Genomic DNA, 25800 nt, shown 5'->3' with positions numbered 1-25800 from the left:
ATGACCGCCTCGCAATCCGTCGACCAGGCCCAGCCGCTCCCCGATCGGCCGGAGCTTCTGCTGGTCCCCAAGACCGGTGTGCCGGAAGGCCCTAAAGGGGATGTTCCGCATGAGGACGCCAACGCACCAGCAGGGCCTTCCCGCGCCGGGCGCGGGGGAGGGTTCAGGCGGCTGGCCGGCGCAGTCGGCAAGCGGCTCGCTACCCTTGCCGTCGCGCTCATCGCAATCGTCAGCGCGCTCCTCACCTGGCAGTATTATGTGATGTCGCCCTGGACCCGGAACGGCAGCGTGCGCGTCCAGGTCGCGAACGTCGCGCCGCAGATCTCGGGGCAGATCGTCGACCTGAAGGTCTCGGACAACCAGTTCGTCCATAAGGGCGATGTGCTCTATGTCATCGATCCCTTCGACTTCCAGGTCGCCGTGCAAACCGCGAAGGCCAATCTCGACCTGAGGGCCGCGGACCTCCAGGTGAAACAGGCCCAGTCACAGCGGCGCCAGAACCTGTCCTCGATCGCCACGACGCCGGAGGAGCAGCAGATCTATGCCGGCAATGCGGAGCAGGCCAAGGCGGCGTTCGAGGCCGCGCAGCAAGCCCTTGCCCAGGCCCAGCTCAATCTTCAGCGGACCAGGGTGCTCAGCCCGGTCAATGGCTACGTCACCAATTTCCTGCTGCGTCCCGGCGACTATGCGCCGGCGGGCAACCCCAACATCTCGGTGATCGATGCCGACAGCTTCTGGATCGACGGTTATTTTGAAGAGACCAAGATGGCGAATATCTGCGTCGGCGACCGGGCGGAAGCGACGCTGATGGGTTTCGCGCAGCCGATCGAGGGCCATGTCGAGACCATCACCCGCGGCATCAGCGTCGCAAATGCAACCCCGAGCACGCAGGGGCTTCCCAATGTCGACCCGATCTACACCTGGGTCCGCCTGGCGCAGCGCGTGCCGGTCCGCATCGCCATCGATCACGTCCCGGCAGGCCTGCCGCTCGTATCGGGGCTGACGGCGACCGTGTCGATTGCCCAGCCGACGACGGCTGACGACCGGAACTGGCTGGTTCGCTCGGTCTCGAAATCCGCTTCCCTGCTGTCCAAACTCTATTACGGGCCGCAGGCACGTCCGGGTTGTGTCCCGGCGATGACGGGCCCGTCTTCCGGAAAGCAGACGATCCCGGCATCCGAGGTGCCGTTGTCGCCACCCGCGGACAAGCTCGTTCCCGGCATCGTGCCCGGCATCGATGTGGCGCCGCGCGCATACTGACGGCTGGCCGACTACGGCAGCCCGCGGCGGAGGTTCCGAAAGGCACCTTCGCCGCGTGCGGGCTTCCGCCCGCGAAACCTGCGTCCTCTATGACACCTGTTTCACACCGGGGGGCTGCCATGTTCCTTCGCCCGCCGGCAGGATCGAGGGCGCCGCCATGCCATCGCCTCCAAACGGGTTGCCCTCGGCGCTTTCTGCACTGAAGCCGCCGCCGTCGAGCATTCCAGCCGATCTCGCATGTCCGCAATCCACCCGCAGGTTTCACGGGTGCTGTCGGAGCCTGCAGAAAATCAGAGACGGTGGTGTCGGCTTGGCCGAGCCTCGTCCGTCCTTGGTGCATAGCTCTCTGGGCCGCACGCTTCGGCGCGTTCGATAGGGGTGTCGAGGAATTGAAACGCAAGGAGAAAATCGATGAATGATCGCACGACGGTCGAACGGAAGTCCGAGCGCGAGCTCGTCGTTACGCGGACCTTCAACGGTCCGGTGCGCATTGTGTTCGAGGCGTGGACCAGGCCCGAATTGATGAAGCTGTGGTGGGCACCCAAATCGATGGGCGTGCCCCTGCGTTCCTGCGAGATGGATGTTCGCGTCGGCGGCACGTACCGTCTCGAGTTCGGACACGATGCCGCGACGTCCTTCGCGTTCTTCGGCAAGTACATGGAAGTGATACCGCCCTCGCGTCTCGTCTGGACCAATGACGAAAGTGAGGACGCCGCCCTGACCACTTTGACCTTCGAGGAAAAAGACGGCAAGACGCTGCTGATCCTGCACGAACTCTATCCCTCGAAGGAAGCGCGCGACGAGGCCTGCGCCGGGATGGAAGGTGGGATGCCCGAGCAGTTCGAGCAGTTGGACGAACTTCTCGCCACCCTGGGCGCGAGCGCGTGACGGCCCTGTAACCGGATCGGCCATCCCCTGGACTGGCGCGAGACGGAAATCGCGAAGCGTGACTGTTTGTGAGGTCGGCTATCGGGAGCCAGTTTGCTTTCCGCAACCCCCCGAAGCTGAAATCCTCCGTTTGCAAGTCCGCGACCTGAAGCCCCGTCCGCCCGGGCGGGCAGGGCTCCTGATCGGTCCGCCTACATGCCGAGGCCGCTCTTCACCGCGGCGATGCCGGGCTTGCCGTCGAGCGTGGTCACGCCGTCGAGCCAGCGCTCGAGCACGGCGGGGTTCTGCTTGATCCAGGCCTTGGCCGCGGCGTCGGGCTGCATGTTCTTGTCGAGGATGTCGCTCATCAGGCGATCTTCCATGGCGACGTCGAACACCAGGTTGGAAAGGAAGCGCCCGACATTCGGGCATTCCTTGACATAGCCGGCCCGCGTGAGCGTGAGCACGCTCGCCCCGCCGTCATTGGGGCCGAACACGTCATTGCCGTTGGCGAGATAGGCCATCGGGATGTTGATGTTCATCGGGTGCGGGCGCCAGCCGAAGAACACCACCGGCTCCTTCTGCTTGATCTTGTGCGAGACCTGCGAGAGCATCGCCTGCTCGCTGGATTCCACCAGGGTGAAGCCGGCGAGCCCGAAGGTGTTGTCGGCGATCATCTTGGAGATGGTCTGGTTGGCGCTGCTGCCGGCTTCGATGCTGTAGATCTTGCCGCCGAGCTGGTCCTTGAACTTGGCGATGTCGGCATAGGTCTTGAGGCCCGCATCATAGGCGGTCTTCGGCACGGCGAAGCCGATGCGCGCATCCTTGAGGTTGGTACCGGCGACTTCGATCTTGCCGGCCTTCACCAGCGGAACCTGGGTCGGCTCCTGCAGCGGCATCCAGTTGCCGAGGAACACGTCCACGTCGCTGTTCTCCAGCGACTTGAAGGTGACGGCGACGGAGAGGATGACGACGTTCGGCTTGTAGCCGAGATTCTGCAGCAGCTGGTTCGCGATCGCGGTGGTGGCGGAGATGTCCGTCCAGCCGACATCGGAGAAGCGAGGCTTGGCGCAGGATGCCGGGTCCCCGGCGAAGGCGGGGGCCGACATCAGCGTGGCGGATAGGCTGAGGCAGGCAACGAGCCGTTTGATAATCATTGCTGTTCCCTCGTTTTGGCGATCATGCCGCTGATCACGGCGCCGCAGAGGAAGCCTAATCCGCACATTACGCCGTGCTTGCCGATTCTCGAAGCGCGGATGACGAAATGCGCAATCGCCAGCCGCCTCGCGGCAGAGCCTGCCGCGACGATGGCCGGTCAAGCGGGCCATTTTCCGCGTCATGGCCGGCCTTGTGCCGGCCATCTCGGCCTCTGATGCGCTGTTCGGAATCGAGATCCCCGGCACAAGGCCGGGGATGACGATCCATTCTGGATTATCGGTCAGGCTATCGGGACAGCGGCCTTCGCGAGTCAAGCCGGGCCGGTGGCGGCAAAGTGACCACGGAACTTCCCCGGCGCCTCGCGCTTAGCCCGTTGGCATTGGCCAGGTTCGAACGACGGGGGAAGAATGCATCGACGTGATCTGCTGCTTGGCGCCGCGCTGGTGCCCGGGATGCTCGCCGCCGGATGGCCGGTGGCCTCGTTCATGTCGGGCGTGGCAAACGCCCAGGACGCTCCCGGCTTCGACGCCCAGTTCGTCCGGCAGATGGCGAAGGATCTTGCCGCCAAGCCGTTCAAGCAGGGCGACCAGTCGCTGCCGGCGGTGATCGACAAGCTGAGCTATGACGACTACCGCAACATCCGCTTCAACACCGATCGTGCGCTCTGGCGCGGGCAGAAGCTGCCCTTCGAAGTGCAACTGCTGCATCGCGGCTTCCTGTTCCGCGACCGCGTCGACATCTTCGTCGTCGAGGACGGCAAGGCGCAGAGGGTGGCCTATTCGCCGGATCTGTTCCGTTTCGATCACGGGCTGGCGCGTCCCGATCCGAAGCTTGATCTCGGCTTTTCCGGCTTCCGCCTGCACGGCCCCATCAACCGCACCGACTATCTCGACGAGATCGCGGTGTTCCAGGGCGCGAGCTATTTCCGCGCCGTGGCCAAGGGACAGGTCTATGGCTCCTCGGCGCGCGGCCTCTCCATCAAGACCGGCGACGCCGGCGGCGAGGAGTTCCCGGTCTTCAAGGCCTACTGGATCGAGCGTCCGCGCCAGGGCGTGAATTCCATCGTCGTCCATGCCCTGCTCGACAGTGCGAGTGCCAGCGCGGTCCACCGCTTCACCATCAGCCCGGGCGAGGCGACGGTGATGACGGTGGAGATGAGCGTCTATCCCCGTGCCGATATCGACCAGGCCGGCCTCGCCTCGCTGACCAGCATGTTCCTGTTCGGCCCCAACGACCGCGACGGCATCGATGATTTCCGGCCCGCGGTCGGCGACGCGCAAGGGCTCGCGGTATTCAACGGCAATGGCGAACGGGTCTGGCGCCCGCTGACCAATCCGCGCCGGCTGCAGATCAGCTCCTTCGTCACCTCCAATGTCCGCGGCTTCGGGCTGATGCAGCGCCAGCGTTCCTTCTTCGACTATCAGGACCTGGAGGCGCGCTACGAGAAGCGGCCGAGCGTCTGGGTCGAGCCGATCGGCGACTGGGGCGAGGGCGCGGTGCAACTGCTCGAGATCCCGACGCCGGAGGAGATCCACGACAACATCGTCGCCTTCTGGCGGCCGAAGGATCCGCTGCGCAAGGGGGGCGAGTACAACTACACCTACCGCCTGCACTGGACCTGGGAAGCGCCGGACCGCGAGCCGATCGGCCGCTTCGGCGCCACCCGCGTCGGCGGCACGGCGGAGCGCCGGCTGTTCGTGCTCGACCTTGTCGGCGAGACCATGAAGGGCCTCGCGCCGGAGGGCATCGAAGCCAAGGTGACGGCCGATAAAGGCGGCGTCTCCAATGTCGTGCTGCAGCCCAATCCGGACATTCAGGGTCAGCGGCTGTCCTTCGCCTTCGAGCCGAAGGGCACCGATGTCGCGGAACTGCGCGCCGAACTGGTGCGCGGCGATCAGCGGCTCACCGAGGCCTGGATCTATCGATGGACGCCGTAGCCAGGGACGCCGTGGTGATGCACGCGCCGCAACTGCGGTCCGCCGCGCCGGTGCCCGCTCTCCCGCCGGCCCTGCCGCCGGAGGCGCCGCTCGACATGCCGACCCGCTCGCTACGCGATCCGGCGGCGCCAAGGCGCTTCAAGGCGCCGGGCGGCCTGTTCGCGCGCCGCGCCTTCGTCATCGGCGGCGCCGGCCTGATGACCATCGGCGCCGCCTATGAGATGTACAAGGTGCTCGAGGTCGGCGGGCTGACCGCGCTCGAAGGCATCGTGCTCGGCCTGTTCGTCATCCTGTTCGCGTGGATCGGCTTTTCCTTCACCAATGCGCTTGGCGGGCTGATGGCCGCGATGCGGCGGCACTCCGTGCTCGGCGTACCGCTTGACGGCCCACCGCCGCGCCTTGCGACGCGCACCGCGCTGCTGATGCCGACCTATAATGAGGAGCCGGCGCGCGTGCTCGCCGGGCTGCAGGCCATCCACGAGTCGCTGCAGGAGGCCGGCGCGCTCGACAGCTTCGATTTCTTCATCCTCAGCGACACCACCGATGCCGACATCTGGATCGCCGAGGAGGCCGGCTTCCTGGCGCTGCGCGCGCGCACCAATGGGGAAGGGCGCATCTTCTATCGGCGCCGGCCGCGCAACATCGATCGCAAGGCGGGCAACATCGCCGAATGGGTGACGCGCTTTGGCGGGCGCTATGAAACCATGCTGGTGCTCGACGCCGACAGCGTGATGACCGCCGACTGCATCGTGCGCATCGCCGCCGCGATGGAGCGCAACCCGCAGGTCGGGGTGATCCAGACTCTGCCGGTGATCATCGGCGCCCGCACTTTGTTCGCCCGGCTGCAGCAATTCGCCGGGCGGCTCTATGGCCCGCTCATCGCCCATGGCCTTGCCTGGTGGCACGGACCGGACAGCAATTACTGGGGCCACAACGCGATTCTCCGCACCCGCGCCTTTGCCGAATGCGCCGGCCTGCCGCATCTCACCGGCCGCAAGCCGTTCGGCGGGCACATAATGAGCCATGATTTCATCGAGGCCGCTTTGGTGCGGCGCGGCGGCTGGGCGGTGCACATGGTGCCGTGGCTCGAGGGCAGCTACGAGGAGGGGCCGCCCTCGCTGACCGACCTTGCAATACGCGACCGGCGCTGGTGCCAGGGCAATCTCCAGCACGCCGCCGTGCTGCCGGCGCGCGGGCTGCATTATGTCAGCCGCCTGCATCTCTTGACCGGCATCGGCTCCTACATCACCGCGCCGCTGTGGCTCATCATGCTGCTGGCCGGCCTGCTCACCGCACTGCAGGCGCGCTTCGTGCCGCCGGATTACTTCCCGTCGGAATTCTCGCTGTTCCCGGCCTGGCCGGCGCAGGACCCGATCCGCGCCGCCTGGGTGTTCGTCGGCACCATGGCGGTGCTGCTGCTGCCGAAGATCTTCGCCTATCTGGTGATGCTGTTCGACGGCGAGCAGCGCCGCGGCTTCGGCGGCGGGGTGCGCACGCTGTTCGGCCTGCTGGCGGAGACGCTGATCGCGGGGCTGGCGGCGCCGGTGATGATGGTGGCGCAGTCGGCAGCGGTGGCGACCATCCTCGCCGGCCGGGACGGTGGCTGGCAGCCGCAACGCCGCGGCGACGGCAGTGTGCCGCTGCGCCAGACGCTGAAGCATTTCGCCCCGCATACATTGTTCGGCGTGGCGATGGGCGCTGCGGCGCTGCTGATCTCGCTGCCACTGTTCTTCTGGATGACGCCGGTGATCCTCGGCCTGCTGCTCGCCGTGCCGCTTGTGGTCTGGACCGGCGGGCGTGCGGCGGGCGAGGCCTTCCGGCGCATCGGGCTGCTGGCGATACCGGAGGAGCGCGCACCGCCGCGGGTGCTGCAACGGGCAAGCGAGATCGCCAGCGAACTGGAAGCTGCGCTCGCCTCCGGCGAGGCGGTCCGGCGGCTTCGCGACGACCCTGACCTGCTCGCCGCGCACCGCGCCATGCTGCCGGACGGCGGGCAGCGTGCGCGCGGCGATCATGGCGCCGAACGCCTCGTGGCGCGCGCCAAGGTCGAGGACGCCGGCACACTGGCTGAGGCGCTGGCCGCCCTGACACCGCGCGAGAAGAGCGCCGCGCTCGGCGACGCCGAGACGCTGTCGCGCTTGCTCGCGCTGGGCTAGGACGCGGAGGAAGGCTCGCACTTCTTCCAGGTTCCGGTTCCCGGTTGCTTCTGGCACTCTTCCGGCTCTATTGAGCGCGGACTCAAGAATGAGGGGCTGGACATGACCGTGAACGTCGCGATTGCCGGGCTGGGCCGGATGGGTTCGGCCATCGCCGAGCGCCTGCTGGCGCAGGGCCACCATGTCACGGTGTGGAACCGCTCGCCCGAGCGCGCCGCCCCGCTGGTCGCGCTTGGGGCCGTCGCGGCGCCGACGCCGCGCGCGCTCGCCACTGCGGCGGACGTCATCCTCACCTCGCTCACCGACGAGACGGCGGTGGGGAGCGTCTATGCGGGAGGGGAGGGGCTGCTGGCCGGCGCGGTTGCCGGCAAGCTGTTCATCGATCTCAGCACGGTGCGCCCGCATGTGGAGATCGAACTCGCCGCCAAGGTGCGCGGCGCCGGCGCGGATTTCCTCGAATGCCCGGTGGGCGGCAGCGTGGTGCCGGCGCGCAATGGGCAATTGCTGGGCTTTGCCGGCGGCCGGGCGGAGGATCTGGACCGCGCCCGCCCGGTGCTCGACGCGCTGTGCCGCCGTGTCACCCATGCCGGCGATGTCGGCGCCGGATCGAGCCTCAAGCTGGCGGTGAACCTGCCGCTGCTGGTGTACTGGCAGGCGCTGGGCGAAGCGGTGACGCTGTGCCGCAATGTTGGGCTGTCACCCGCCGAACTGATCGATGTGCTGTCGGAGACCAGCGGCGCGCCGCCGGCGCTGAAGGGCCGCGCGGCCGGCGTGGCGGCGGCGCTGGGCGGGGCGCGCGTGCCGGCCACCAGCTTCGATGTGGATTCCGTGCGCAAGGACCTGCGCACCATGAACGAGGAGGCGGCGAGCCTCGGTGTCGAGCTGCCGCTCGCCGGGCAGGCGCTCGGCATCTTCGACGAGGCGAGCGCGGCAGGCTGGGGCGACCAGGATGTCGCCAGCCTGCCGGCCTATTGGCGCAGCCGGACCGTGGGGTGAGGCCCCGCAACACGCTACTTGATCGACTGCAGCGCCGATTTGAGGATCGGCTTCAGGCTGGCGCTGGAGGCCATGATGCGGGCGATGCGAGCCTGCTCGGTGGCGCCGTCCGAGGGCGACAGCGTGAACTGGTGCTTCTTCGCCTCGGCAATCAGGTCGGGATCGGCCAGCGCCTGCGAGATCGCCTTGCGCATCGCCTCGGTCGCCGCCGGGTCCATGTCCGGCGGGCCGAAGAAGCCGCGATGCGCGGTCTGGATCTCGATGATGGCGCGCAGCGGCTCGGCCGACTTCGGATCCGTCACCACCTGGAGCGCGGCCGGCACCGCCGGCAATTCGGCGGACGGCTTGTCCGACATGGTCAGGATCACCCGCTTCTCGCCGTTGGAGATCGCGGTGATGCCGCTGCTGTAGGAGGCCATGTGGCCGTCGCCGTCGCCCTTGATCACGGCGAGGCTGGTATCGGCGTCGCCGTCATAGCCGGTGACGATCTTCAGCGGCACGCCGAGCGCGCTGAACAGCACCGACATGGCGTAGAAGTCCTCGTCCGTGCCCTGCGTCGGGAAGATGAAGGGGCGGTTCAGCTTCTTGACGTCGTCGATGGTCTTCAGGGGTGAGTTGGCGCCGACCATGAGGATGCGCGGCTCGGTCACGGCGCGGCCGAGATAGGTGAACTTGGCGGCGTCGAACTGCGCGCCGGGGCTCTCGGCAAGTTGCGCCATGAGCAGGCTTGAGACGCTGGTGAAGGCGATGGTCAGCCCGTCCGGCTTGGCGCGCCACAGCAAATTGGTGCCGCGCAGGCCGCCGGCGCCGGGCTGGTTGTCGACCCGCACATCCTTGGCGCCGGAATATTTGGCGATATAGGGCGCGATCATCCGGGCATATTGCGACATCGCGCCGGCCGGCGTGTTCGGCACGATCAGCGTGACGTTCTTGCCGTCATAATAGCCGCCGCCGGCCGCCATGGCCGGAGTGCCGGCCGCAAGGCCGAGGAATGTACCGGCAATGAGCGCGATGCAGCTGCGCCGCTCCAGTTTCAGCATGTCTTTCCTCCCGAAGGTTTTTTCATTGCGGCCGCCGGTTCCCGGCGGCCGTCGTGACGTCAGGGCATTTTCCGCAAAAGTTGACCGACTTTTGCGGTGAGGAAATGCTCCAGGTTCTAGAAGCCGATCATCGGCGCGAGCGGGGGCAGCAGCAGGCTGCGGTCGAGCTGCACCTGCAGGATGTAGCCGAACATCACCGCGAGGATCAGCGTCAGCACCGCGGAATAGAGCACCGAGCGGGCGAAGCCGTGCTTGCCGGTCAGCAGCAGATAGCCGGTGGTGAAGACGAAGGTCGCCGGGATCGGCCCGATGAGGAAGGACAGCGCGAGGAGCAGCAGCACCACGCCGGCGGCCATGAATTCGCGCGCCGCGGTGCGCTTGGGCGCATCGGGCGAGGGACCGGGCTGCTGCTCGATCACCGCCTGCACCGCCGCCGGCTCCTCGTCGGTGGTCCGGCCGGTGATGAACTCGAACATGTCGAGCTGGAGTTCGTCGGCGGGGCGCAGGTTCTGCCAGACCAACTGGGCCACGGCGAGGATGCAGCCCAGCACCGCCATCGGCAGCGGCACCATGCGGGCGCGGAAGCTGTAGTCCATGCTGACGACGATCACCGCGATGAACATGCCCAGCAAGGCAAGGACGATGAGGTTTTCCTGGGCGCGACGGCTCATCATGCGCCCCCCTTGATGGCGAGCGCCTGCTGGCGCTTGCGGCGCCAGTTGCGCACGAACGGCCACGCGGTCGTCAGCACGATGAAGACGAACATCGCGAAGGTGACCGGCCGGGTGAAGATGAAGAAGTCGCCATAGAGCGAGAGCGACAGATGCAGGCTGCGCTCGATCATGTCCGCCAGCACCATGCCGATGACGAGGTTGGCGCGGGAGAATTTGTAGCGGTCCATCACATAGCCGAGCAGGCCGAACAGCACCGCCACCACCACGTCGCCCTCGACGCCGCGGGTGGCATAGGCGGCGATGAAGCACACCGTGAGCACGATCGGGATCATGATGGTGTGGTCGAGGTTCGGCATGCGCGCCAGGTAGGGCGAGATGGCGATGCCGATCACCGTGGTGAGGATGCTCGCCAGCACGATGATCCAGACCAGGCTGAAGACGATGTCGAGATGGTCCGTGAGCATGGCCGGGCCGGGCACGATGCCGAGGCCGACAAAGGCGATCAGCAGGATCGCCATGCTCTCGCCGCCGGGAATGCCGAAGGCGAGCGTCGGCAAGAGGCCACCGCCTTCATTGGCGCCGAGCGTGGCGTCGGGCGCGATGACGCCTTCCACATTGCCCTTGCCGAAGCGCTCCGGATGCTTGGAGGTGTTCACCGCCATGGCATAGGCGGCGATGCCGCCGACCGTGGCGCCGACGCCGGGCAGCACGCCGATCCACAGCCCGAGCAGGCTGGAGCGGAACACCAGCCCCCAGTGCCGGAAGGCATCGCGCACCCCATCGAGCACCGAGGAGGTCTCGGCCTGCAGCGTGCGGCTGACGATGGAATCGCCCTTCACCCACAGCTTCATCATCTCGGCGATGGCGAACAGGCCGATCATCGCGACCGGGAAGGAGATGCCGTCGAGCAGGAACACCAGCCCGAAGGTGTAGCGCGGCGTCGCCGTGATCGGGTCCATGCCGATGAAGGCGATGATGACGCCGGCGCAGGCCGCGATCATGCCCTTGAGCAGCGACCCCTCGCTGAAGGTGGCGATGACGGTGAGGCCCCACAGCGCCATCATCAGGTATTCGCTCGGCCCCAGCGCCAGGATCAGCGGGCGCACCAGGGGTATGCTGAGCGCCAGGAACACCGCGCCGATGATGCCGCCGAGCAGCGCCGCGCCTGCGGAGGCGCCGAGCGCGCGCTTCGCCTGGCCCTTCTGCGTCATCGGATAGCCGTCGAACACCAGCGACAGGCTCTTGGCCGCGCCGGGCACGTTGAACAGGATGCTGGTGACGGAATCGCCCCAGATGGTGGCGATGTGCGCGCCGAGCAGCAATGCCAGGGTCGCCGCCGGCTCGTAGCCATAGGTGAAGGGTAGAAGCAGGGCCATCGCGACGATGCCGCCGAGGCCAGGAAGTATTCCGATGATCAGGCCGTAGACGACCCCGATCAGCAGGAAGATTATGGCTTGTGCAGTCATCAGGGCATGCAGCCCCGTGACTATGGCATCCAGCATGGGCAGTCCTCGGCGTTTCTCCCGCGCTGCCCGTCCCGCGCCGTTCCGGCGTCACGATCTCGCGATTCTATTGGCCCGGCAGCGACTTCACGAGTATGCGAGCCGATCTCCCGCCGCAGCAAGCCTGCGCGCATTATGATTTCTGATCGGGGCCATAAGCGCAGCGGCATGACGGGGCAAAGTGCGCCGGGCATGCGCCGGGCAGGACGTGCCCGCTCCGTCCCCTTTCACGTGCCCCGGCAGAAGATAGTTTTGCTTGGGCCTGAAGCAATCCGATCCATAGTTTCGTTTCGGCGCGGGCCTTTTATCCTCGACAAAAGCAGGACGCGACGCCGCCCTCGCGGCATGTCCGCAGCCCCCATTGGATGTCGATGATGATCAAGCACGATTTCGAGACGCACTGCAGCCAGGCGGCGGCGATCCTGCGCTCCTGGGGCATGACGCCGGAGAACGCTGCGCAGACCGCACGCGTGCTCGGCTGGGCGGACCTGCGCGGCATTGAAAGCCACGGCATCGCGATGCTGGTGGAATACAATGAGCGGCGCCATACGCGGCCGATCAACATGAAGTCTCAGCCGTGGATCGTGCGCGAGACGCCGGTCAGCGCGCTGATGGATGGTGATGGCGGGCTCGGCCATGTCCCGGCCAGCAAGGCGATGGCGCTCGCAGTCGAGAAGGCCAGGGCCTGCGGCGTCGGCATGGTCAGCGTGCGCAATTCCGGGCATTTCGGCGCGCTGGGCTGCTTCACCAGCATGGCGCTGGAAGCCGACCTGATCGGCATCGCCACCACCTCGGTGTTCGGCATCCGCGTGCCGCCGACCGGGGGCAAGGCGGCGCGGTTCGGCACCGATCCCTGGTCGTTCGCCGCGCCCGGCGAAGATGGCAAGCCGTTCCTGCTGGACATGGCGACCACCACCGTCGCCTCGGGCCGGGTGCGCAACAAGGTCATCGAAGGGCAGCAGATGCCGCCGGGCTGGGGCTTCGACAAGGCCGGCGTGCCGACGCTCGACCCGCTCGAGGTGATGCAGGGCGGCTTCCTTTCCCCGCTCGGCGGCACGCCGGAGGGCGCCAGCCACAAGGGCTACGGCCTCGCCATGATGGTCAACATCCTGTCGTCCTGCCTGTCCGGCTCGACGCTGATCACCGATCCCATGCATTCGAAGCAGCCGACCGGGCTCGATGTCGGCCATTTCTTCATGGCGTTCGACCCCGGCCTGTTCCGCGACATCGGCGATTTCCGTGCCGACGTGAAGCGGTTCTGCGACGACATGCGGGCGACGCCGCCGATCGATGCGGGCAGGCCCGTCATGGTCGCCGGCGACCCCGAGCGCGCCGTCATGGCGCAGCGAGAGGCCGGCATCCCGATCGGCCCGGGACTGCTGCGCCGCCTGTACGCACTTGCCAGGGCGGACGGCGCGGAATGGCTGTTCCAGATTCCAGATGACGCCGAAAATGTTCAATCGAATCATGCTTATATAACTGAAAATACTAATTTTTCTGGTTAGCTGTTGACAGTTTTCTGGCTTACAGTCATCTATTGCACATGGCGCAACCCGCAGCTGACCGCATGAACACACGACGCATCGAACGGGCAGCGGGGCTCTCGACCCGCGTGTACCAGGAGATCGAGAAGATGATTCTGGCCGGGGATCTGGAGCCGGGGCAGCGGCTGAACGAGGTCAATCTGGCGGAGCAGTTTGCCGTCAGCCGTGGCCCGGTGCGCGAGGCCACCCGCGCTCTGGTGAAGGCCGGGCTGCTGGTTTCGATCCCATCGCGCGGCGTGTTCGTGCGCGAGATGTCGGAGACCGAGATCGGCGAGACCTATGACGTGCGCGCGCTGCTCACCGGGCTGATGTGCAGCCGCGCCGCCGAGCTGCGCAGCGACAAGCAGGTCGCCCGGCTCGAGGCGCTGGTGCGCGGCATGGGCGAGGCGATCACCGAGGGCCAGATCCCGCGCTACTACCGCATCAACCTCGAATTCCACGACCAGATCGGGCGCATCGCCAACCATGGCTGCGCGCACCGCATCTATGACGACCTGATCCGGGAGACGCACTCGCTGCGTCGCGCGCTGGCTTCGCCCGGGCAGACCAATGACGAGCACCGCACGATCGTCGAAGCCATTCGCGACGGCGACAAGGAGAAGGCGCGCGCGCTGGGTGAAGCGCACGTGCTGCACGGCAAGCAGCGCTGGCTGGCAACGCTGGGAGCGAGCTCCCGCAAGGCCGGATAGCCGGCAAAAGACCAACACACTGGGAGGAAGAACGCGGTGAAGATCGCAAAGATAAAGGCAAGCCTGCACAAGCACGAGATCGACCTGCCGGGCATCGGGGAATCCATCGAGACCCGCATGTTCGTCTTCGTCGAGATCGAGACGGAAGACGGCCGCAAGGGCATGGGCGTCACCGGCTCATTCCTGCCGTGGGCGGTGATGCCCTGCATCGAACAGCACATCTTCCCGCTCATCAGGGGCAAGGACGTTCGCCACACCGAAGCGATCCATCATGCGGTGTGGAAGCAGCTCAACAACCGCGCCTATACCGGCGTGATCTCCAACGCGCTCTCGGCGATCGACATCGCCTGCTGGGATCTGCGCGGCAAGGCGGAGAACCAGTCGATCGCGCAGCTGCTCGGCGGCTTCAACAACGAGGCCTACACCTACGCGACCTTCGGCTACCCGTTCTTCGACGAACAGCAGATCGCCGAGTACGCCCAGAAGTTCCTGGCGGACGGCCACACCATGCTGAAGATGGTCGTCGGCGGCGAGCCGACCCGGACCTGGAAGGACGATGTGCGCCGGGTGAAGGCCGCGCGCGAGGCCATCGGTCCGGATGTCGACCTGATGATCGACGCCAATTGCTGGTTCAACCCGCACGACGCCTTCATGCTCGCCAAGGGCGTCGAGGACTGCAACCTCAAATGGTTCGAGGAGCCGATCGAGCAGAACGACGCGCGCGCGCTCGCCGATCTTCGCAGCCGCGTCTCGGTGCCGATCGCCGCCGGCCAGATGGAGGGCCATCGCTGGCGCTTCCGCGAGCTCGTCACCCATCATGCGGTCGACGTGCTGCAGCCCAACGTCCTCTATAATGGCGGGTACACCGAGGCGCTCAAGGTCGCCCACCTGGCGCAGGCCTTCAACCTGCCCATGGCCAATGGCGGCGGCTGGCCGATCTTCAACATGCACATCCTCGCCGGCGTCATGAATGGCGGCCCGGTCGAGTTCCACTACGGCATGTGGATGACCGGCAAGCACTTCTTCGAAGGCACCCCCGATCCGGTGAACGGCAAGATGACGATCCCGGATCGTCCGGGCCTCGGCTTCACGCCGCGCTACGATGCGCTCGAGGAATCCCGCGTCCGCGACCCCGAAGCCAGCCGTCTCAAGGGCCGTGATGCCCATGGCTATCTGCTGCGCGAGGCAATTCCCTCGCTTGCCTGAAGACATCCGCAAATAAAAACGCCAGGCGGATGAAGAGAATGGTCCAACAGCGCCCCGGGTTCAAAGCTCCCGGGGCATCAACACCATAAAACAAACAATACCGGGAGGAATAACGATGTCCTATTCGATGCTTGATGCCCTTGTTACCCGTGGGCGCATGGTCGCCGCGGGAGCGATGTGCGCCGCGACGCTGGTGACGGCAGCCCCGGCGCTCGCCGTCTATCCCGACCGCGACATCACCATGATCATTCCGTTCGGCGTCGGCGGCGGCAGCGACACGCTTGCCCGCACCATCGGCAACGTGATCGGCGAACTCAAGGCGCTGCCCGTCTCCATCCTGCCGGAGAACCGGCCGGGCGGCAGCGGCGCCGTCGGCTACAGCTATGTCGGCAAGGAGAAGGGCAATCCTTACGTCATCGCCACAGTCAGCGTGAGCTTCTTCACCACCCCGCTCCAGGGCGGCTCGCCGGTCAGCTACCGCGACTTCACCCCGCTGGCGGCGATCGCCCAGTCGCCCTACGTGCTGGTCGTCCCGGCGACCTCCGAATACAAGACGCTCGACGATCTCAAGCGCGCCAAGCGCCTGACCACCGGCACCGTCGGCGTCGTCTCCGACGCGGCGCTGCTGGCGAAGATGACCTCCAATTCGCTCGGCGTTCAGATCGACTCGATCCCGTTCGACGGCGAAGGCGAAGTCATGGCGGCCATCCTCGGCGGCCACGTCAACATCGCCTATTTCAACCCTTCCGAGGTGCTGCCGCAGATCAAGGCCGGCACGCTGCGCCCGCTCGCCGTCAGCTCGGCCCAGCGCGCGGATGCCTTCCCCGACGTGCCGACCTTCACCGAGCTCGGCTACAAGATCGTGCACACCCAGATCCGCGGCCTGGTCATGCCCAAGGGCGTGGCACCTGAAGTCGTGAGCTTCTGGGAGGGCGTGCTGAAGAAGGTCGCCGAGAGCAAGCAGTGGAAGGCGCAGTATATCGACCGCTTCCACGATGTTCCGAACTTCATGAACAGCGCCGAATTCGGCAAGGCGATCGTCGAGACCAGCGACCGCTACGAGCATCTGATGAAAGAGCTCAAAGTCATCAAGTGACGCCGGACGCGCCCCGGGACCCTTGAGGGGTCCCGGGGTGTGTTCTTCATCGCAATCTTGGTGGAGTTCTCATCATGACGGTTCATCGTCTCGACCAGTTCGTGGCGTTCTTCCTGATGCTGTTCGGCGTCTATCTCGTATGGACGGGCAACGATTTCGGCTTCATGCAGGGCACCACGCCCGGGCCGGGCTATTTTCCGGTCATCGCCGGCGCGCTCCTCGCCGTGCTCAGCACCGTCAATCTGGTGCGCAGCCTCGCCGGCCTGGAGGATCTCAAGGCCGCCATGGAGCGCAGCGAGCTGGTGAAGTTCATCATCATCAGCGTGGCAATGCTCATATTCGTGGTCGTCACGCCGTACGCCGGCATCACCATCTCGACCATGTTCCTGATGTTCGCCATCGGCTTCATCATCCAGCCCTCGTTCGAGCGCGCCTTCCTCATCCGCCTCGGGCTGACGTCGATCCTGTGCTCGCTCGCCTGCTACCTCGTGTTCGGAACGCTCCTGCGCGTCCCGTTGCCTCGCAGCGTCTTCGGCTTCTGACCGCCAACCGCTGACGCCACCACAACCCGCGAGATCGTCATGGACATTCTGGGCCTTCTGTTCCACGGCATCGGCCAGGCGATGCAGCTCGACATTCTCGCCGCAACCATGCTGGGCGCGATCCTTGGCCTGCTGATCGGCGCGCTGCCCGGCCTCGGGCCGTCGGCGGGGGTTGCCATCATGCTGCCGATCGCGGTCAGCTTCGGCGGCACCGCGGCCATCGCTTGCGTTGCCGGCATCTATTACGGCGCCATGTTCGGCGGCGCGATCACCTCGATCCTGCTCGGCATTCCCGGCGATGCGCCCTCGGTGATGACCGTGCTCGACGGCTACCCGATGGCACAGAAGGGCGAAGCCGGCCGGGCGCTCGGCATGAGCGTGTTCGCCTCCTTCATCGGCGGCCTGTTCGGTCTCGCCGGCATGGTCGCGCTGTCGATCCCGATCTCCAAGGCTGCGCTCGCCTTCGGCCCCACCGAGATGACGGCGATGATGGCCTTCTCGCTGTCGCTGGTCAGCGTGCTCGGCGGGCGAAACTCCATAAAGGGCTTTGTCGCTCTGCTGCTCGGCATGTGGGTGGGCATGATCGGGCTCGACCCGATCGCCGGCCCGGCGCGCTACACCTTCGGCCAGATGGATCTGTTCGACGGGCTCGACTTCTCGGTCGTCGCCGTCGGCCTGTTCGGCCTGACGGCGATGTTCACCAGCATCAACAGCAATATCGACCGCCCCGCCGCGAGCTTCAGCTTCCGCTCGCTGCTGCCGCGCCTGGGGGATGCCGTGGCCTCGCGCTGGGAGCTGTTCAGCGGCTCGATCATTGGCTTCATCGTCGGCGTGCTGCCGGGCGTCGGCGCCACCGCCGCCACCATGCTGTCCTACGCCGTCGCCAAGCGCTTCTCGCGCCGGCCGGAGCTGTTCGGCACCGGCATCGTCGAAGGCGTCGCGGCGCCCGAGGCCGCCAACAACTCGGCCTCCTATGGCAACATGATCCCGCTGTTCACGCTCGGCATTCCCGGCTCCGCGACCACGGCGGTGATGATGGGCGGCCTGCTGATGATCGGCCTCCAGCCCGGCCCGCTGCTGTTCGTCAACAATGCCGACTTCATCTGGACGCTGTTCGGCAGCTTCTGGGTCGGCAATCTGGCGCTGGTGTTCCTCACGCTGCTGCTGACACCGCTGCTCGCCAGCATCCTCTTCGTCTCGACCGCCATTCTCTATCCGATCATCATCGCCATCGTGATGTTCGGCGTGTACGCGATCGAATTCTCGATGGTGAACATCGTCATCGCGATCATCGCCGGCGGCATCGGGCTGATCCTGCTGCAGCTCGACTACCCGCCGGTGCCGCTGGTGCTCGGCCTGGTGCTCGGCCCGATGCTGGAGCGCAATATCCGCCGGACCATGATCCAGTCGCAGGGCGACCTCAGCGTCTTCATCGAGCACCCGATCGCCCTGGTGCTTTTCATCGGCACCGTGATCGTCATCCTGTTGCCGCTGATCATGCGGCTTGCCAATATCCGCAAGATCCCGGCCGACGATGCCGAGGCCGATGCGATGCCGAGCGATACCGGGAAGGCCGTGTGATGGAGTATCAATATTGCGTCGTCGGCGGCGGGATCGTCGGCCTCGCAACCGCGCTCGAGATCCTGTCGCGGGACCCGCAAGCCCGCATCGTGCTGATCGAGAAGGAAGACGGCTTTGCCCGGCACCAGACCGGCCATAATAGCGGCGTCATCCATGCCGGCATCTATTATCAGCCCGGCTCGCTGAAGGCGCAGCTCTGCCGCGAGGGCGCCATCGCCACCAAGCAGTTCTGCACGGAGAACGGCATACCCTTCGAGAGCTGCGGCAAGCTCATCGTCGCCACCAGCCCGATGGAGATGGAGCGGATGGCGGCGCTGGAAGGGCGCGCCCAGCGCAACGACATCGTCGTCGAGCCGATCTCCGCCGGCCGCCTCAGCGAGATCGAGCCCAATGTCCGCGGGCTCGGCGCGCTGCTGGTTCCGGCCACCGGCATCGTCGACTATCGGCGCATCTGCCTTGCCATGAGCGAGCGCCTGAAGGGCCTCGGCGCCAGCCTGCGGCTCGGCACCCGGGTGACCGGCATCGCCGAGGACGGCACCGGCGTCACGGTGCGGACCGATGGCGGCGACACGTTGCGCGCCGAGCGGCTGGTGGCCTGCGCCGGCCTGCAGTCCGACCGCATCGCCCGCCTGGCCGGCCTCGATGCCACCCATCAGGTCGTGCCGTTCCGCGGCGAATACTACACCCTGCCGGCGAGCAAGGCCGGCGTCGTTCGCCATCTCATCTACCCGGTCCCCGATCCGGAGCTGCCGTTCCTCGGCATCCACCTCACCCGGATGATCGACGGGCGCGTCACGGTCGGCCCCAATGCGGTGCTGGGCTTCTCGCGCGAGGGCTATGGCAAGGGCAGCGTCCAGCTCTCCGACGTGGCGTCCATGCTGGCCTTCCCCGGCTTCTGGAAGATGGCGCGCACCAATCTGCGCTCGGGTCTCGACGAATTCAGGAACTCGATCTCCCGCGCCCGCTATCTCGAGCAGTGCCGCAAATATTGCCCGGGCCTGACGCTGGAGGATCTCGGCACGCCGGGCGCCGGCATCCGGGCCCAGGCGATCCTGAAGGACGGGACCATGGTGCAGGATTTCCTGTTCCTGAACTCGCCCCGCATGCTGCACGTCTGCAATGCGCCGTCGCCGGCGGCGACCTCGGCCATGCCGATCGCCCGCATGATCGTCGACAAGCTCACGGCGCACTGAGTAGCGTCGCCGGCTTTCCGGGCGTCGCGGCGGGCGCGGAGCGCGGCATCAGCGGGTATCCATGGAAACGCGATTCCTTGAGACTTTTCTGCTCATTGCCGAGCACGGATCGCTGGCCGAGGCCTCGCGCCGGCTTGCCATCACGCCCGCCGCCGTCGCGCAGCGCATGCAGGCGATGGAGGAAGAGATCGGCGTGCCGCTGCTGATCCGCTCGGGCCGCCACGTGCGCCCGACCGATGCCGGCCACGCCATACTCGACCAGGCCCGCCGCATCCTCACCGATGTGCGCCACCTCCGCATCCTGGCGGCGAAGGACCTGCCGTCCGGCGAACTCCGGCTCGGCGCCATTTCCACCGCGCTGATGGGGCTGCTGCCGTCGGCGCTGCAGCGGCTGCGCGCCAGCGTGCCGGAGGTCGAGGTGTTCATTCTGCCCGGCACGTCGTCGGTGCTTTATCAGCAGCTGGCTGACGGCAAGATCGACGCCGCCCTCATTGTCCAGCCGCCTTTCCCGATCCTGAAATCCTTCGACTGGCAGCTGCTGCGCTCCGAGCGCCTCGTGCTGCTTTGCCCGACCGCGTGGGCGCACGAGGACATCGCGACGCTGCTCGCGACCCGGCCGTTCCTGCGCTACGACCGCAACAACTGGGGCGGCAGGCTCGCCGACCAGTATCTGCAGGATTTCGCCATCACGCCGCGCGAATGGCTGGAGCTTGATTCGCTGGAAGCCATCGCCGTCATGGTCGGCAACGGGCTGGGCATCGCGCTGGTGCCGGACTGGTCCCGTCCCTGGCCGGATACCGGGACGTTCGTGCGGCTCGAACTGCCGCCGCCGGCGCGGGCGCGGCACATCGGCATGCTGTGGCCGCGCGGCTCGCCAGCCACCCGGCTGGTCCATGTCCTCTTGCAGGCGCTGGATGCCGGCAACCAATAGCCGCAAGTGCGGGTCAGGTGCTCACGGCACATCCCCCGCCAGGAACGCCGCAGCGATCAGTTCGCGGGTGTAGGCGGCGCCGGGCTCGCGGAACACTTCTTCGGTCGGGCCGGCTTCCACCATCCGCCCGGCGCGCATCACCATGATCCAGTCCGACAGCGCGCGGACCACCGCGAGGTCGTGGCTGATGAACAGGTAGGACAGGCCGTGCTCGGCCTGCAGGCGCCGCAGCAATTCGACGATGCCCTTCTGCACCGAGCGGTCGAGCGCCGAGGTCGGCTCGTCCAGCACCAATATGCGCGGCTTGAGGATGATGGCGCGGGCGATGGCGATGCGCTGGCGCTGGCCGCCGGAGAATTCGTGCGGATAGCGGTTGCGCGTGGTGGGATCGAGCTGCACCTCCTGCAGCGCGGCGATCGCCCTGCGGTCGCGGGTCGCCTTGTCGAGCGCCGGCTCATGGACCCGCAGCCCCTCGGTGATGATCTCGCCGACCGTCATGCGCGGCGACAGCGAGCCGAACGGATCCTGGAACACGATCTGCACCTGCCGGCGCAGCAGCCGCAGCGCGGCGGGATCGATGCCGGCGATCGGCTGGCCCAGCACCTTGAGCGTGCCTTCGCTGCCGATCAGCCGGATCAGCGCCCGCCCGAGCGTCGACTTGCCGGAGCCGGACTCGCCGACAATGCCGATGGTCTGGCCCTGCTTCAGCCGGAGGTCGATGCCGTCGACCGCGCGGATCACCAGAGGCGGCCCGTCGAGAAGGCCGCCGCCGAGCCGGAAGGTGACCCGGATGTCGGAGGCCTCCAGCACGGTCGGCGCGCTCTCCACCGGGGGCGCCTTGGTGCCGGTCGGCTCGGAGGCGAGCAGCATGCGGGTATAGGCGTGGCGCGGGGTGGTGAGCACTTCTTCCGCCACGCCCTCCTCGACGACGACGCCGGCGCGCATCACCGCGACCCGGTCGGCGAAGCGGCGCACCAGTCCGAGATCATGGGTGATGAAGACGATGGCCATGCCGAAGCGATCCTGCAGCGAGGCCAGCAGCTCGATGATCTGCGCCTGAACGGTGACGTCGAGCGCGGTGGTCGGCTCGTCGGCGATCAGCACGTCCGGCTCGTTGGCGATCGCCATCGCGATCATCACGCGCTGGCGCTGGCCGCCGGAAAGCTCGTGCGGATAGGCGCGCAGCCGCCGCTTCGGATCGGGGATGCCGACCAGCGCGAGCAACTCCGCCGCCCGCTCCCGTGCCGCCCGCGCGCTCATGCGGCGATGGCGGATCAAGGGTTCGGCGAGCTGGTTGCCGACCGTGTAGAGCGGGTCGAGCGAGGTCATCGGCTCCTGGAAGATCATGGTGACGTGGGCGCCGCGGATCTCGTTGAGGTCGCGCGCCGGCAGGCCGAGGATCTCCCGCCCGCGATAGCGCACGCTGCCCGTGGTGCGGCCATTCTTGGCCAGCAGGCCCATCGCCGCCATCATCGCCTGGCTCTTGCCGGAGCCGGATTCGCCGACCACGGCGAGCGTCTCGCCCTCATGCACCGCCAGCGAGATGCCGCGCACCGCATGCACCTCGCCATCCGGCGTATCGAAGCGCACGTCGAGCCCGGAGAGCTCCAGCAGCGGCGCGCCCAATTCGGTTTCGGCTGCCATGCTCAGCGGTCCCTGGGATCGAGCGCGTCGCGCAGGCCGTCGCCGAGGAAGTTCAGCGCGAACAGCGTCGAGGTGAGGAAGAGGGAAGGGAACAGCAGCAGCCAGTTGGCGGACGGGATGTTCTTGGCGCCCTGCGCGATCAGCACCCCCCAGCTGGTCAGCGGTTCCTGCACGCCGAGCCCGAGATAGGACAGGAAGCTCTCCAGCAGGATCACCTGCGGCACCAGAAGCGTCATGTAGACCGCCACCGGGCCCAGCGTGTTGGGCACCACGTGGCGCCACAATATGCCGCCGGGCGAGACCCCGAGCGCCACCGCCGCCTGCACGAATTCCTGCCGGCGGATGGAGAGCGCCTGGCCGCGCACGATGCGCGCCATGTCGAGCCATTGCACCGCGCCCACCGCGATGAACATCAGCACGAAGTTCCGGCCGAAGAACACCACCAGCATGATGACGAGGAAGATGAAGGGCAGCGAATACAGGATATCGACGATGCGCATCATCAGGTCGTCGATGCGCCCGCCGAGATAGCCGGCGGCGGCGCCATAGGTGACGCCGATCACCACCGCGACGAAGCCGGCGAGCAGCCCGATGGCGAGCGAGACCCGCCCGGCGATCAGCGTGCGGGTGAGCAAATCGCGCCCGGTATTGTCGGTGCCGAACAGGAAATAGTGCCGGGCGACCGCGGCGGAGATCGTCATCTCCAGCCCGCCGGCGCTCGTCGCCTCGACGCGGGTATCCTCGAAGCTCGAGGAGCGGTCGAGATAGCGCAGCACGCGCGGATCGATCGGGCGGGTCGAGCGGATGCTCGCCACGATGCGGCTGTCGCCGCTCTCGTTGCTCACCTCGTGCCAGGTGACGAGATCGACCCGCATCCGCTTCATCGACTCGTCGAGCGCGGCGGCGATCTCGCTGGCCCTGGGATAGGGCGACAGGCTCGGCGGCACCCGGACATAGTCCTGGTAGATGGTGGTGTAGGCGTGCCCGGTGAACAGCGGCCCGATCAGGCAGGCGAGCGCCATCACCACGAGATAGACGGCGCTGACGACCGCGGCGCGGTTGGCGCGCAGCCGCCGCCACGCGTCGGCCCACAGCGAGCGTCCTTCCATGGTGCGGGACAGCGCAAGCTCGGTCGCGGCCTCAGTCATAGCGCACACGGGGGTCGACGAGGGCGTAGACGAGATCGACCAGCAGGTTGAACACGATGACGAACACCGCGATCACCACCACCGTGCCCATCACCAGCGTGTAGTCGCGGTTCAGCGCGGCATCGACGAAATAGCGCCCGACGCCGGGGATGGCGAACACCGTCTCCACCACCACCGAGCCGGTGAGCAGTGCCGCCGCGGCCGGGCCGGCATAGGAGACGATGGGCAGCGCGGCGCCGCGCAGCGCGTGCTTCACCACGACGGAGAAGTTCGACAGGCCGAGCGCGCGGGCGGTGCGGATGTGGTTGGCCCTGAGCGCCTCGATCATCGAGCCGCGCATCAGCCGGGCGACGATGGCGATCTGCGGCAGCGCAAGCGTGACCACCGGGCCGATCTTGTTGACGAGCGCGCCGCCGCCCCAGCCGGCGACTGGCACCCAGGCGAGGGTGAGGGCGAACACCAGCTGGTAGAGCGGGGCGATGACGAAGGTGGGTATGGTGCTGCCGGCGCTGGCGAGCGCCACCACCGCATAATCGACGCCGCGATTCTGCCGCAGCGCGGCGATGGTGCCGAGCACCGTGCCGACGATGAGCGCCAGCAGCAGCGCCGAGGCGCCGAGCTGCATCGACACCGGCAGGCCGACGCGGAACAGGTCCGCCACGCTGAAGTCCGGCAGGTTGTAGCTCGGGCCGAAATTGCCGTGCAGCAGGTCACTGAGATAGGAGAGGTATTGCCGCCAGAGCGGATCGTCGAGGTGATAGATCCGGTCGAGATTGGCCTTCACCTCGGGACTGAGCCCGCGCTCCTGGCTGAACGGGCCGCCCGGCGCCGTGCGCAGCAGGAAGAAGGAAATGGTGACGATCAGGAATAGCGTCGGGATGGCGGTCAACAGCCGCCGCAGGACATAGCGTGCCACGTAAGTCTCGTCCTCTGGGGATCGCCGGCGAGCCTTAGCCCGCCGGCGGCGCCGACTATTTGCTGATGAAGCGCGAGGGGTGCACGTCCATCACGTTCGGCTGCCAGCCCTTGAGCTTGGGCGAGACGATATTGTGGGAGCTGTAATAGAGCAGCGGCATGTTCGGCAGGTCATTGACCAGCGTGGCCTCGGCCTCGTTGAGCTCCTTCATGCGCTTTTCCGGATTGCCGCCCGCGGCGGCGGCCTCGTTCATGCGCTTCTCGAATTCCGGGCTGTCATAATTGGCGTAGTTGTTGCCGCTCGACTTGCGCGAAATGCCGAGGAAGGATTCCGGATCCTTGTAGTCGGCGATCCAGGCGGCGCGGGCGAGGTCGTAATTGCCCTTCTGCTCCAGCAGGCCGTAATGGGTCTTGGTATCGCTATTGACCAGCGAGGCCTCGATGCCGAACGGCTTGAGCTGCTCCTGGATCGCCACCGCGGTGTTCTTGTGGTTCTCCGAGGTGTTGTAGCGGATCTCCAGCTTCAACGGCTTGTCCGGGCCGTAGCCGAGCTCGGTGAGGATCTTCTTGGCCTCGTCCTCGCGGTCGAGCTGGGACATGTTGGCATAGTCGGCCATGGCCGGGCTGTAGCCCTCGATGCCCGGCGGCACCATCGAATAGGCCGGCAGCATGCTGTTCTGCCAGACCTTTTCGGCGAGGAAGTCGCGATCGATGATCAGCGAGAGGGCGCGGCGCAGCTTCGGATTGGTCCACGGCGCCTTGTCGGTCTTGATGGCGTAATAGTAGGTGCCGAGATACGCGCCGAGCTTCACCTGGTCGCCGAACTTCTTCTTGAGATCGGCGAGCTGCTCGGTCGGCAAATCGTCATTGGAATCAAGTTCGCCGGCTTCATAGCGCTTGATCGCGGTCGAGCGGTCCTCGGTCGGGATGTAGTTGACGACGTCGAGCTTGACCTCGTTGGCGGCGTGGAACTTGGGGTTCTTGACCAGCTTGATGTGGTCATTGGGCACGAACTCCTTCAGCGTGAAGGCGCCGTTGGAGACCAGGTTGCCGGGCTTGATCCAGTCCGCGCCGAGCTTCTCGATCGAGGCGCGGTGTACCGGATAGGTCGACTGGTGCGTCAGCATTTCGAGGAAATAGGGGGTGGGCGCCTTGAGCGTCACTTCCAGCGTCTTGGGATCGACGGCGCGCACGCCGAGCGTCTCGGGCTTGGCCTTGCCGGTGTTCACCTCTTCGCCGTTCTTCAGCACATAGAGCATGGACGCGTATTCGGCCGCGGTCGCCGGATCCTGCAGGCGGCGGAACGAATAGACGAAGTCGTCCGCGGTCACCGGATCGCCGTTCGACCACACCGCGTCCGGCCGCAGCTTGAACGTGTAGACCGTGCCGTCGGGCGAGAGGGTCCAGCTCTCCGCGGCGCCGGGAATGACGCCGGCGGTGGCGTCCTGCATGACGAGGCCCTCGAACAGGTCGCGCAGCAGGGCGGCTTCATAGATGGTGGAGGTCTTGTGCGGATCGAGCGATTCCGGATCGGCGGAATTGCCTCGATTATAAACCATTTCGGCGGCAGCGGGCAGGCTGGCGACCATCAGCATGAGCGCGGCAAACAGGGCTGGCAGGAAGCGGAATCGGTTCATTTGGGCTCTCCCTCTGGCAAAAGGCGGCGACCGAATTGCCTGAAGCTAGAGCATGACGCCGAATTGTGCGAAAGGGGTTTTTGA

The 25800-nt window shown here is 66.7% G+C and carries 21 protein-coding genes; 13 read left to right on the top strand and 8 right to left on the bottom strand.

Going from position 1 to position 25800, the window contains the following annotated elements:
- Positions 1–1260 (top strand): HlyD family secretion protein, encoded by a 1260-nt coding sequence (locus G3545_RS09210; RefSeq protein ID WP_170011851.1) that lies wholly within the window; start codon positions 1–3, stop codon positions 1258–1260.
- A 411-nt stretch (positions 1261–1671) separates the two neighbouring features.
- Positions 1672–2148, top strand: a complete 477-nt coding sequence (locus G3545_RS09205; protein WP_170011849.1) for an SRPBCC family protein — start codon at positions 1672–1674, stop codon at positions 2146–2148.
- Between the two features lie 191 nt (positions 2149–2339).
- Here G3545_RS09205 and choX read toward each other — a convergent pair whose 3' ends face one another.
- Positions 2340–3284: a choline ABC transporter substrate-binding protein gene (gene choX / locus G3545_RS09200; RefSeq protein WP_170011847.1), complete on the bottom strand. Its 945-nt coding sequence runs from the start codon at positions 3282–3284 to the stop codon at positions 2340–2342.
- A gap of 408 nt (positions 3285–3692) precedes the next feature.
- Here choX and G3545_RS09195 point away from each other — a divergent pair, with 408 nt between their 5' ends.
- The 3 genes from G3545_RS09195 to G3545_RS09185 all read left to right on the top strand — a co-directional run bounded on the left by G3545_RS09195 (position 3693) and on the right by G3545_RS09185 (position 8374).
- Complete coding sequence (locus G3545_RS09195; protein WP_170011845.1) at positions 3693–5222, top strand: glucan biosynthesis protein G; 1530 nt, start codon at positions 3693–3695, stop codon at positions 5220–5222.
- Entirely contained in the window at positions 5210–7378 is a 2169-nt protein-coding gene (mdoH, locus tag G3545_RS09190; RefSeq protein ID WP_246702746.1) for a glucans biosynthesis glucosyltransferase MdoH, read from the top strand. Before G3545_RS09195 ends, mdoH begins: the two co-directional genes overlap by 13 nt.
- Positions 7379–7480: 102 nt before the next feature.
- Positions 7481–8374, top strand: a complete 894-nt coding sequence (locus tag G3545_RS09185) for an NAD(P)-dependent oxidoreductase (protein ID WP_170011843.1) — start codon at positions 7481–7483, stop codon at positions 8372–8374.
- 14 nt (positions 8375–8388) lie between these two features.
- Here G3545_RS09185 and G3545_RS09180 read toward each other — a convergent pair whose 3' ends face one another.
- The 3 genes from G3545_RS09180 to G3545_RS09170 all read right to left on the bottom strand — a co-directional run bounded on the left by G3545_RS09180 (position 8389) and on the right by G3545_RS09170 (position 11590).
- Positions 8389–9414, bottom strand: a complete 1026-nt coding sequence (locus tag G3545_RS09180; protein WP_170011841.1) for a tripartite tricarboxylate transporter substrate-binding protein — start codon at positions 9412–9414, stop codon at positions 8389–8391.
- 116 nt (positions 9415–9530) lie between these two features.
- Positions 9531–10085, bottom strand: coding sequence for a tripartite tricarboxylate transporter TctB family protein (locus G3545_RS09175; RefSeq protein WP_170011839.1), 555 nt, complete (start codon positions 10083–10085; stop codon positions 9531–9533).
- The gene (locus G3545_RS09170; protein ID WP_170011837.1) at positions 10085–11590 is read right to left on the bottom strand and encodes a tripartite tricarboxylate transporter permease; all 1506 of its coding nucleotides are present in this window, start codon (positions 11588–11590) and stop codon (positions 10085–10087) included. The genes G3545_RS09175 and G3545_RS09170 overlap by 1 nt, the downstream gene beginning before the upstream one ends.
- Positions 11591–11964: 374 nt before the next feature.
- On the opposite strand from G3545_RS09170, the gene G3545_RS09165 reads away from it, so the two are divergent.
- From G3545_RS09165 to G3545_RS09130, 8 genes are all read left to right on the top strand, one after another.
- Positions 11965–13095 carry an Ldh family oxidoreductase gene (locus G3545_RS09165; RefSeq protein ID WP_246702745.1) on the top strand — a complete coding sequence of 377 codons (1131 nt, stop codon included), beginning with the start codon at positions 11965–11967 and terminating at the stop codon, positions 13093–13095.
- A 62-nt stretch (positions 13096–13157) separates the two neighbouring features.
- Complete coding sequence (locus tag G3545_RS09160; protein WP_170011835.1) at positions 13158–13823, top strand: GntR family transcriptional regulator; 666 nt, start codon at positions 13158–13160, stop codon at positions 13821–13823.
- Positions 13824–13859: 36 nt separating this feature from the next.
- The gene (locus G3545_RS09155) at positions 13860–15029 is read left to right on the top strand and encodes a mandelate racemase/muconate lactonizing enzyme family protein (RefSeq protein ID WP_170011833.1); all 1170 of its coding nucleotides are present in this window, start codon (positions 13860–13862) and stop codon (positions 15027–15029) included.
- 115 nt (positions 15030–15144) lie between these two features.
- Positions 15145–16125: a tripartite tricarboxylate transporter substrate binding protein gene (locus G3545_RS09150; protein WP_170011831.1), complete on the top strand. Its 981-nt coding sequence runs from the start codon at positions 15145–15147 to the stop codon at positions 16123–16125.
- A 74-nt stretch (positions 16126–16199) separates the two neighbouring features.
- Complete coding sequence (locus G3545_RS09145; RefSeq protein ID WP_170011829.1) at positions 16200–16667, top strand: tripartite tricarboxylate transporter TctB family protein; 468 nt, start codon at positions 16200–16202, stop codon at positions 16665–16667.
- Between the two features lie 39 nt (positions 16668–16706).
- Positions 16707–18248, top strand: coding sequence for a tripartite tricarboxylate transporter permease (locus tag G3545_RS09140; protein ID WP_170011827.1), 1542 nt, complete (start codon positions 16707–16709; stop codon positions 18246–18248).
- On the top strand, positions 18245–19441 hold the full coding sequence (lhgO, locus tag G3545_RS09135) for an L-2-hydroxyglutarate oxidase (RefSeq protein WP_170011825.1): 1197 nt from the start codon (positions 18245–18247) through the stop codon (positions 19439–19441). Before G3545_RS09140 ends, lhgO begins: the two co-directional genes overlap by 4 nt.
- A gap of 61 nt (positions 19442–19502) precedes the next feature.
- Entirely contained in the window at positions 19503–20372 is an 870-nt protein-coding gene (locus G3545_RS09130; RefSeq protein ID WP_170011823.1) for a LysR family transcriptional regulator, read from the top strand.
- 21 nt (positions 20373–20393) lie between these two features.
- Here G3545_RS09130 and G3545_RS09125 read toward each other — a convergent pair whose 3' ends face one another.
- Genes G3545_RS09125 through G3545_RS09110 form a run of 4 tightly spaced genes read right to left on the bottom strand, consistent with a single transcriptional unit; the run spans position 20394 to position 25674 of the window.
- Positions 20394–22016 carry an ABC transporter ATP-binding protein gene (locus G3545_RS09125; RefSeq protein WP_170011821.1) on the bottom strand — a complete coding sequence of 541 codons (1623 nt, stop codon included), beginning with the start codon at positions 22014–22016 and terminating at the stop codon, positions 20394–20396.
- A gap of 2 nt (positions 22017–22018) precedes the next feature.
- Positions 22019–23164 carry an ABC transporter permease subunit gene (locus tag G3545_RS09120; RefSeq protein WP_170011819.1) on the bottom strand — a complete coding sequence of 382 codons (1146 nt, stop codon included), beginning with the start codon at positions 23162–23164 and terminating at the stop codon, positions 22019–22021.
- Positions 23157–24080, bottom strand: a complete 924-nt coding sequence (locus G3545_RS09115) for an ABC transporter permease subunit (protein ID WP_170011817.1) — start codon at positions 24078–24080, stop codon at positions 23157–23159. The genes G3545_RS09120 and G3545_RS09115 overlap by 8 nt, the downstream gene beginning before the upstream one ends.
- A gap of 55 nt (positions 24081–24135) precedes the next feature.
- Complete coding sequence (locus G3545_RS09110) at positions 24136–25674, bottom strand: peptide ABC transporter substrate-binding protein (RefSeq protein WP_246702876.1); 1539 nt, start codon at positions 25672–25674, stop codon at positions 24136–24138.
- Positions 25675–25800: the final 126 nt, after the last annotated feature.

The sequence above is a fragment of the Starkeya sp. ORNL1 genome (assembly GCF_012971745.1).
GTDB lineage: Bacteria > Pseudomonadota > Alphaproteobacteria > Rhizobiales > Xanthobacteraceae > Ancylobacter.
Note: the sequence above shows the minus strand (reverse complement) of the source record. Positions and strands in the feature narration are given on the sequence as shown.

Bases quoted from the DNA above. Each gene is read 5' to 3' on its own strand.
- G3545_RS09210 (WP_170011851.1), top strand. From the start codon at position 1: ATGACCGCCTCGCAATCCGTCGACCAGGCCCAGCCGCTCCCCGATCGG.
- G3545_RS09205 (WP_170011849.1), top strand. From the start codon at position 1,672: ATGAATGATCGCACGACGGTCGAACGGAAGTCCGAGCGCGAGCTCGTC.
- choX (WP_170011847.1), bottom strand. From the start codon at position 3,284: ATGATTATCAAACGGCTCGTTGCCTGCCTCAGCCTATCCGCCACGCTG.
- G3545_RS09195 (WP_170011845.1), top strand. From the start codon at position 3,693: ATGCATCGACGTGATCTGCTGCTTGGCGCCGCGCTGGTGCCCGGGATG.
- mdoH (WP_246702746.1), top strand. From the start codon at position 5,210: ATGGACGCCGTAGCCAGGGACGCCGTGGTGATGCACGCGCCGCAACTG.
- G3545_RS09185 (WP_170011843.1), top strand. From the start codon at position 7,481: ATGACCGTGAACGTCGCGATTGCCGGGCTGGGCCGGATGGGTTCGGCC.
- G3545_RS09180 (WP_170011841.1), bottom strand. From the start codon at position 9,414: ATGCTGAAACTGGAGCGGCGCAGCTGCATCGCGCTCATTGCCGGTACA.
- G3545_RS09175 (WP_170011839.1), bottom strand. From the start codon at position 10,085: ATGAGCCGTCGCGCCCAGGAAAACCTCATCGTCCTTGCCTTGCTGGGC.
- G3545_RS09170 (WP_170011837.1), bottom strand. From the start codon at position 11,590: ATGCTGGATGCCATAGTCACGGGGCTGCATGCCCTGATGACTGCACAA.
- G3545_RS09165 (WP_246702745.1), top strand. From the start codon at position 11,965: ATGATCAAGCACGATTTCGAGACGCACTGCAGCCAGGCGGCGGCGATC.
- G3545_RS09160 (WP_170011835.1), top strand. From the start codon at position 13,158: ATGAACACACGACGCATCGAACGGGCAGCGGGGCTCTCGACCCGCGTG.
- G3545_RS09150 (WP_170011831.1), top strand. From the start codon at position 15,145: ATGTCCTATTCGATGCTTGATGCCCTTGTTACCCGTGGGCGCATGGTC.
- G3545_RS09145 (WP_170011829.1), top strand. From the start codon at position 16,200: ATGACGGTTCATCGTCTCGACCAGTTCGTGGCGTTCTTCCTGATGCTG.
- G3545_RS09140 (WP_170011827.1), top strand. From the start codon at position 16,707: ATGGACATTCTGGGCCTTCTGTTCCACGGCATCGGCCAGGCGATGCAG.
- G3545_RS09130 (WP_170011823.1), top strand. From the start codon at position 19,503: ATGGAAACGCGATTCCTTGAGACTTTTCTGCTCATTGCCGAGCACGGA.
- G3545_RS09125 (WP_170011821.1), bottom strand. From the start codon at position 22,016: ATGGCAGCCGAAACCGAATTGGGCGCGCCGCTGCTGGAGCTCTCCGGG.
- G3545_RS09120 (WP_170011819.1), bottom strand. From the start codon at position 23,164: ATGACTGAGGCCGCGACCGAGCTTGCGCTGTCCCGCACCATGGAAGGA.
- G3545_RS09110 (WP_246702876.1), bottom strand. From the start codon at position 25,674: ATGCTGATGGTCGCCAGCCTGCCCGCTGCCGCCGAAATGGTTTATAAT.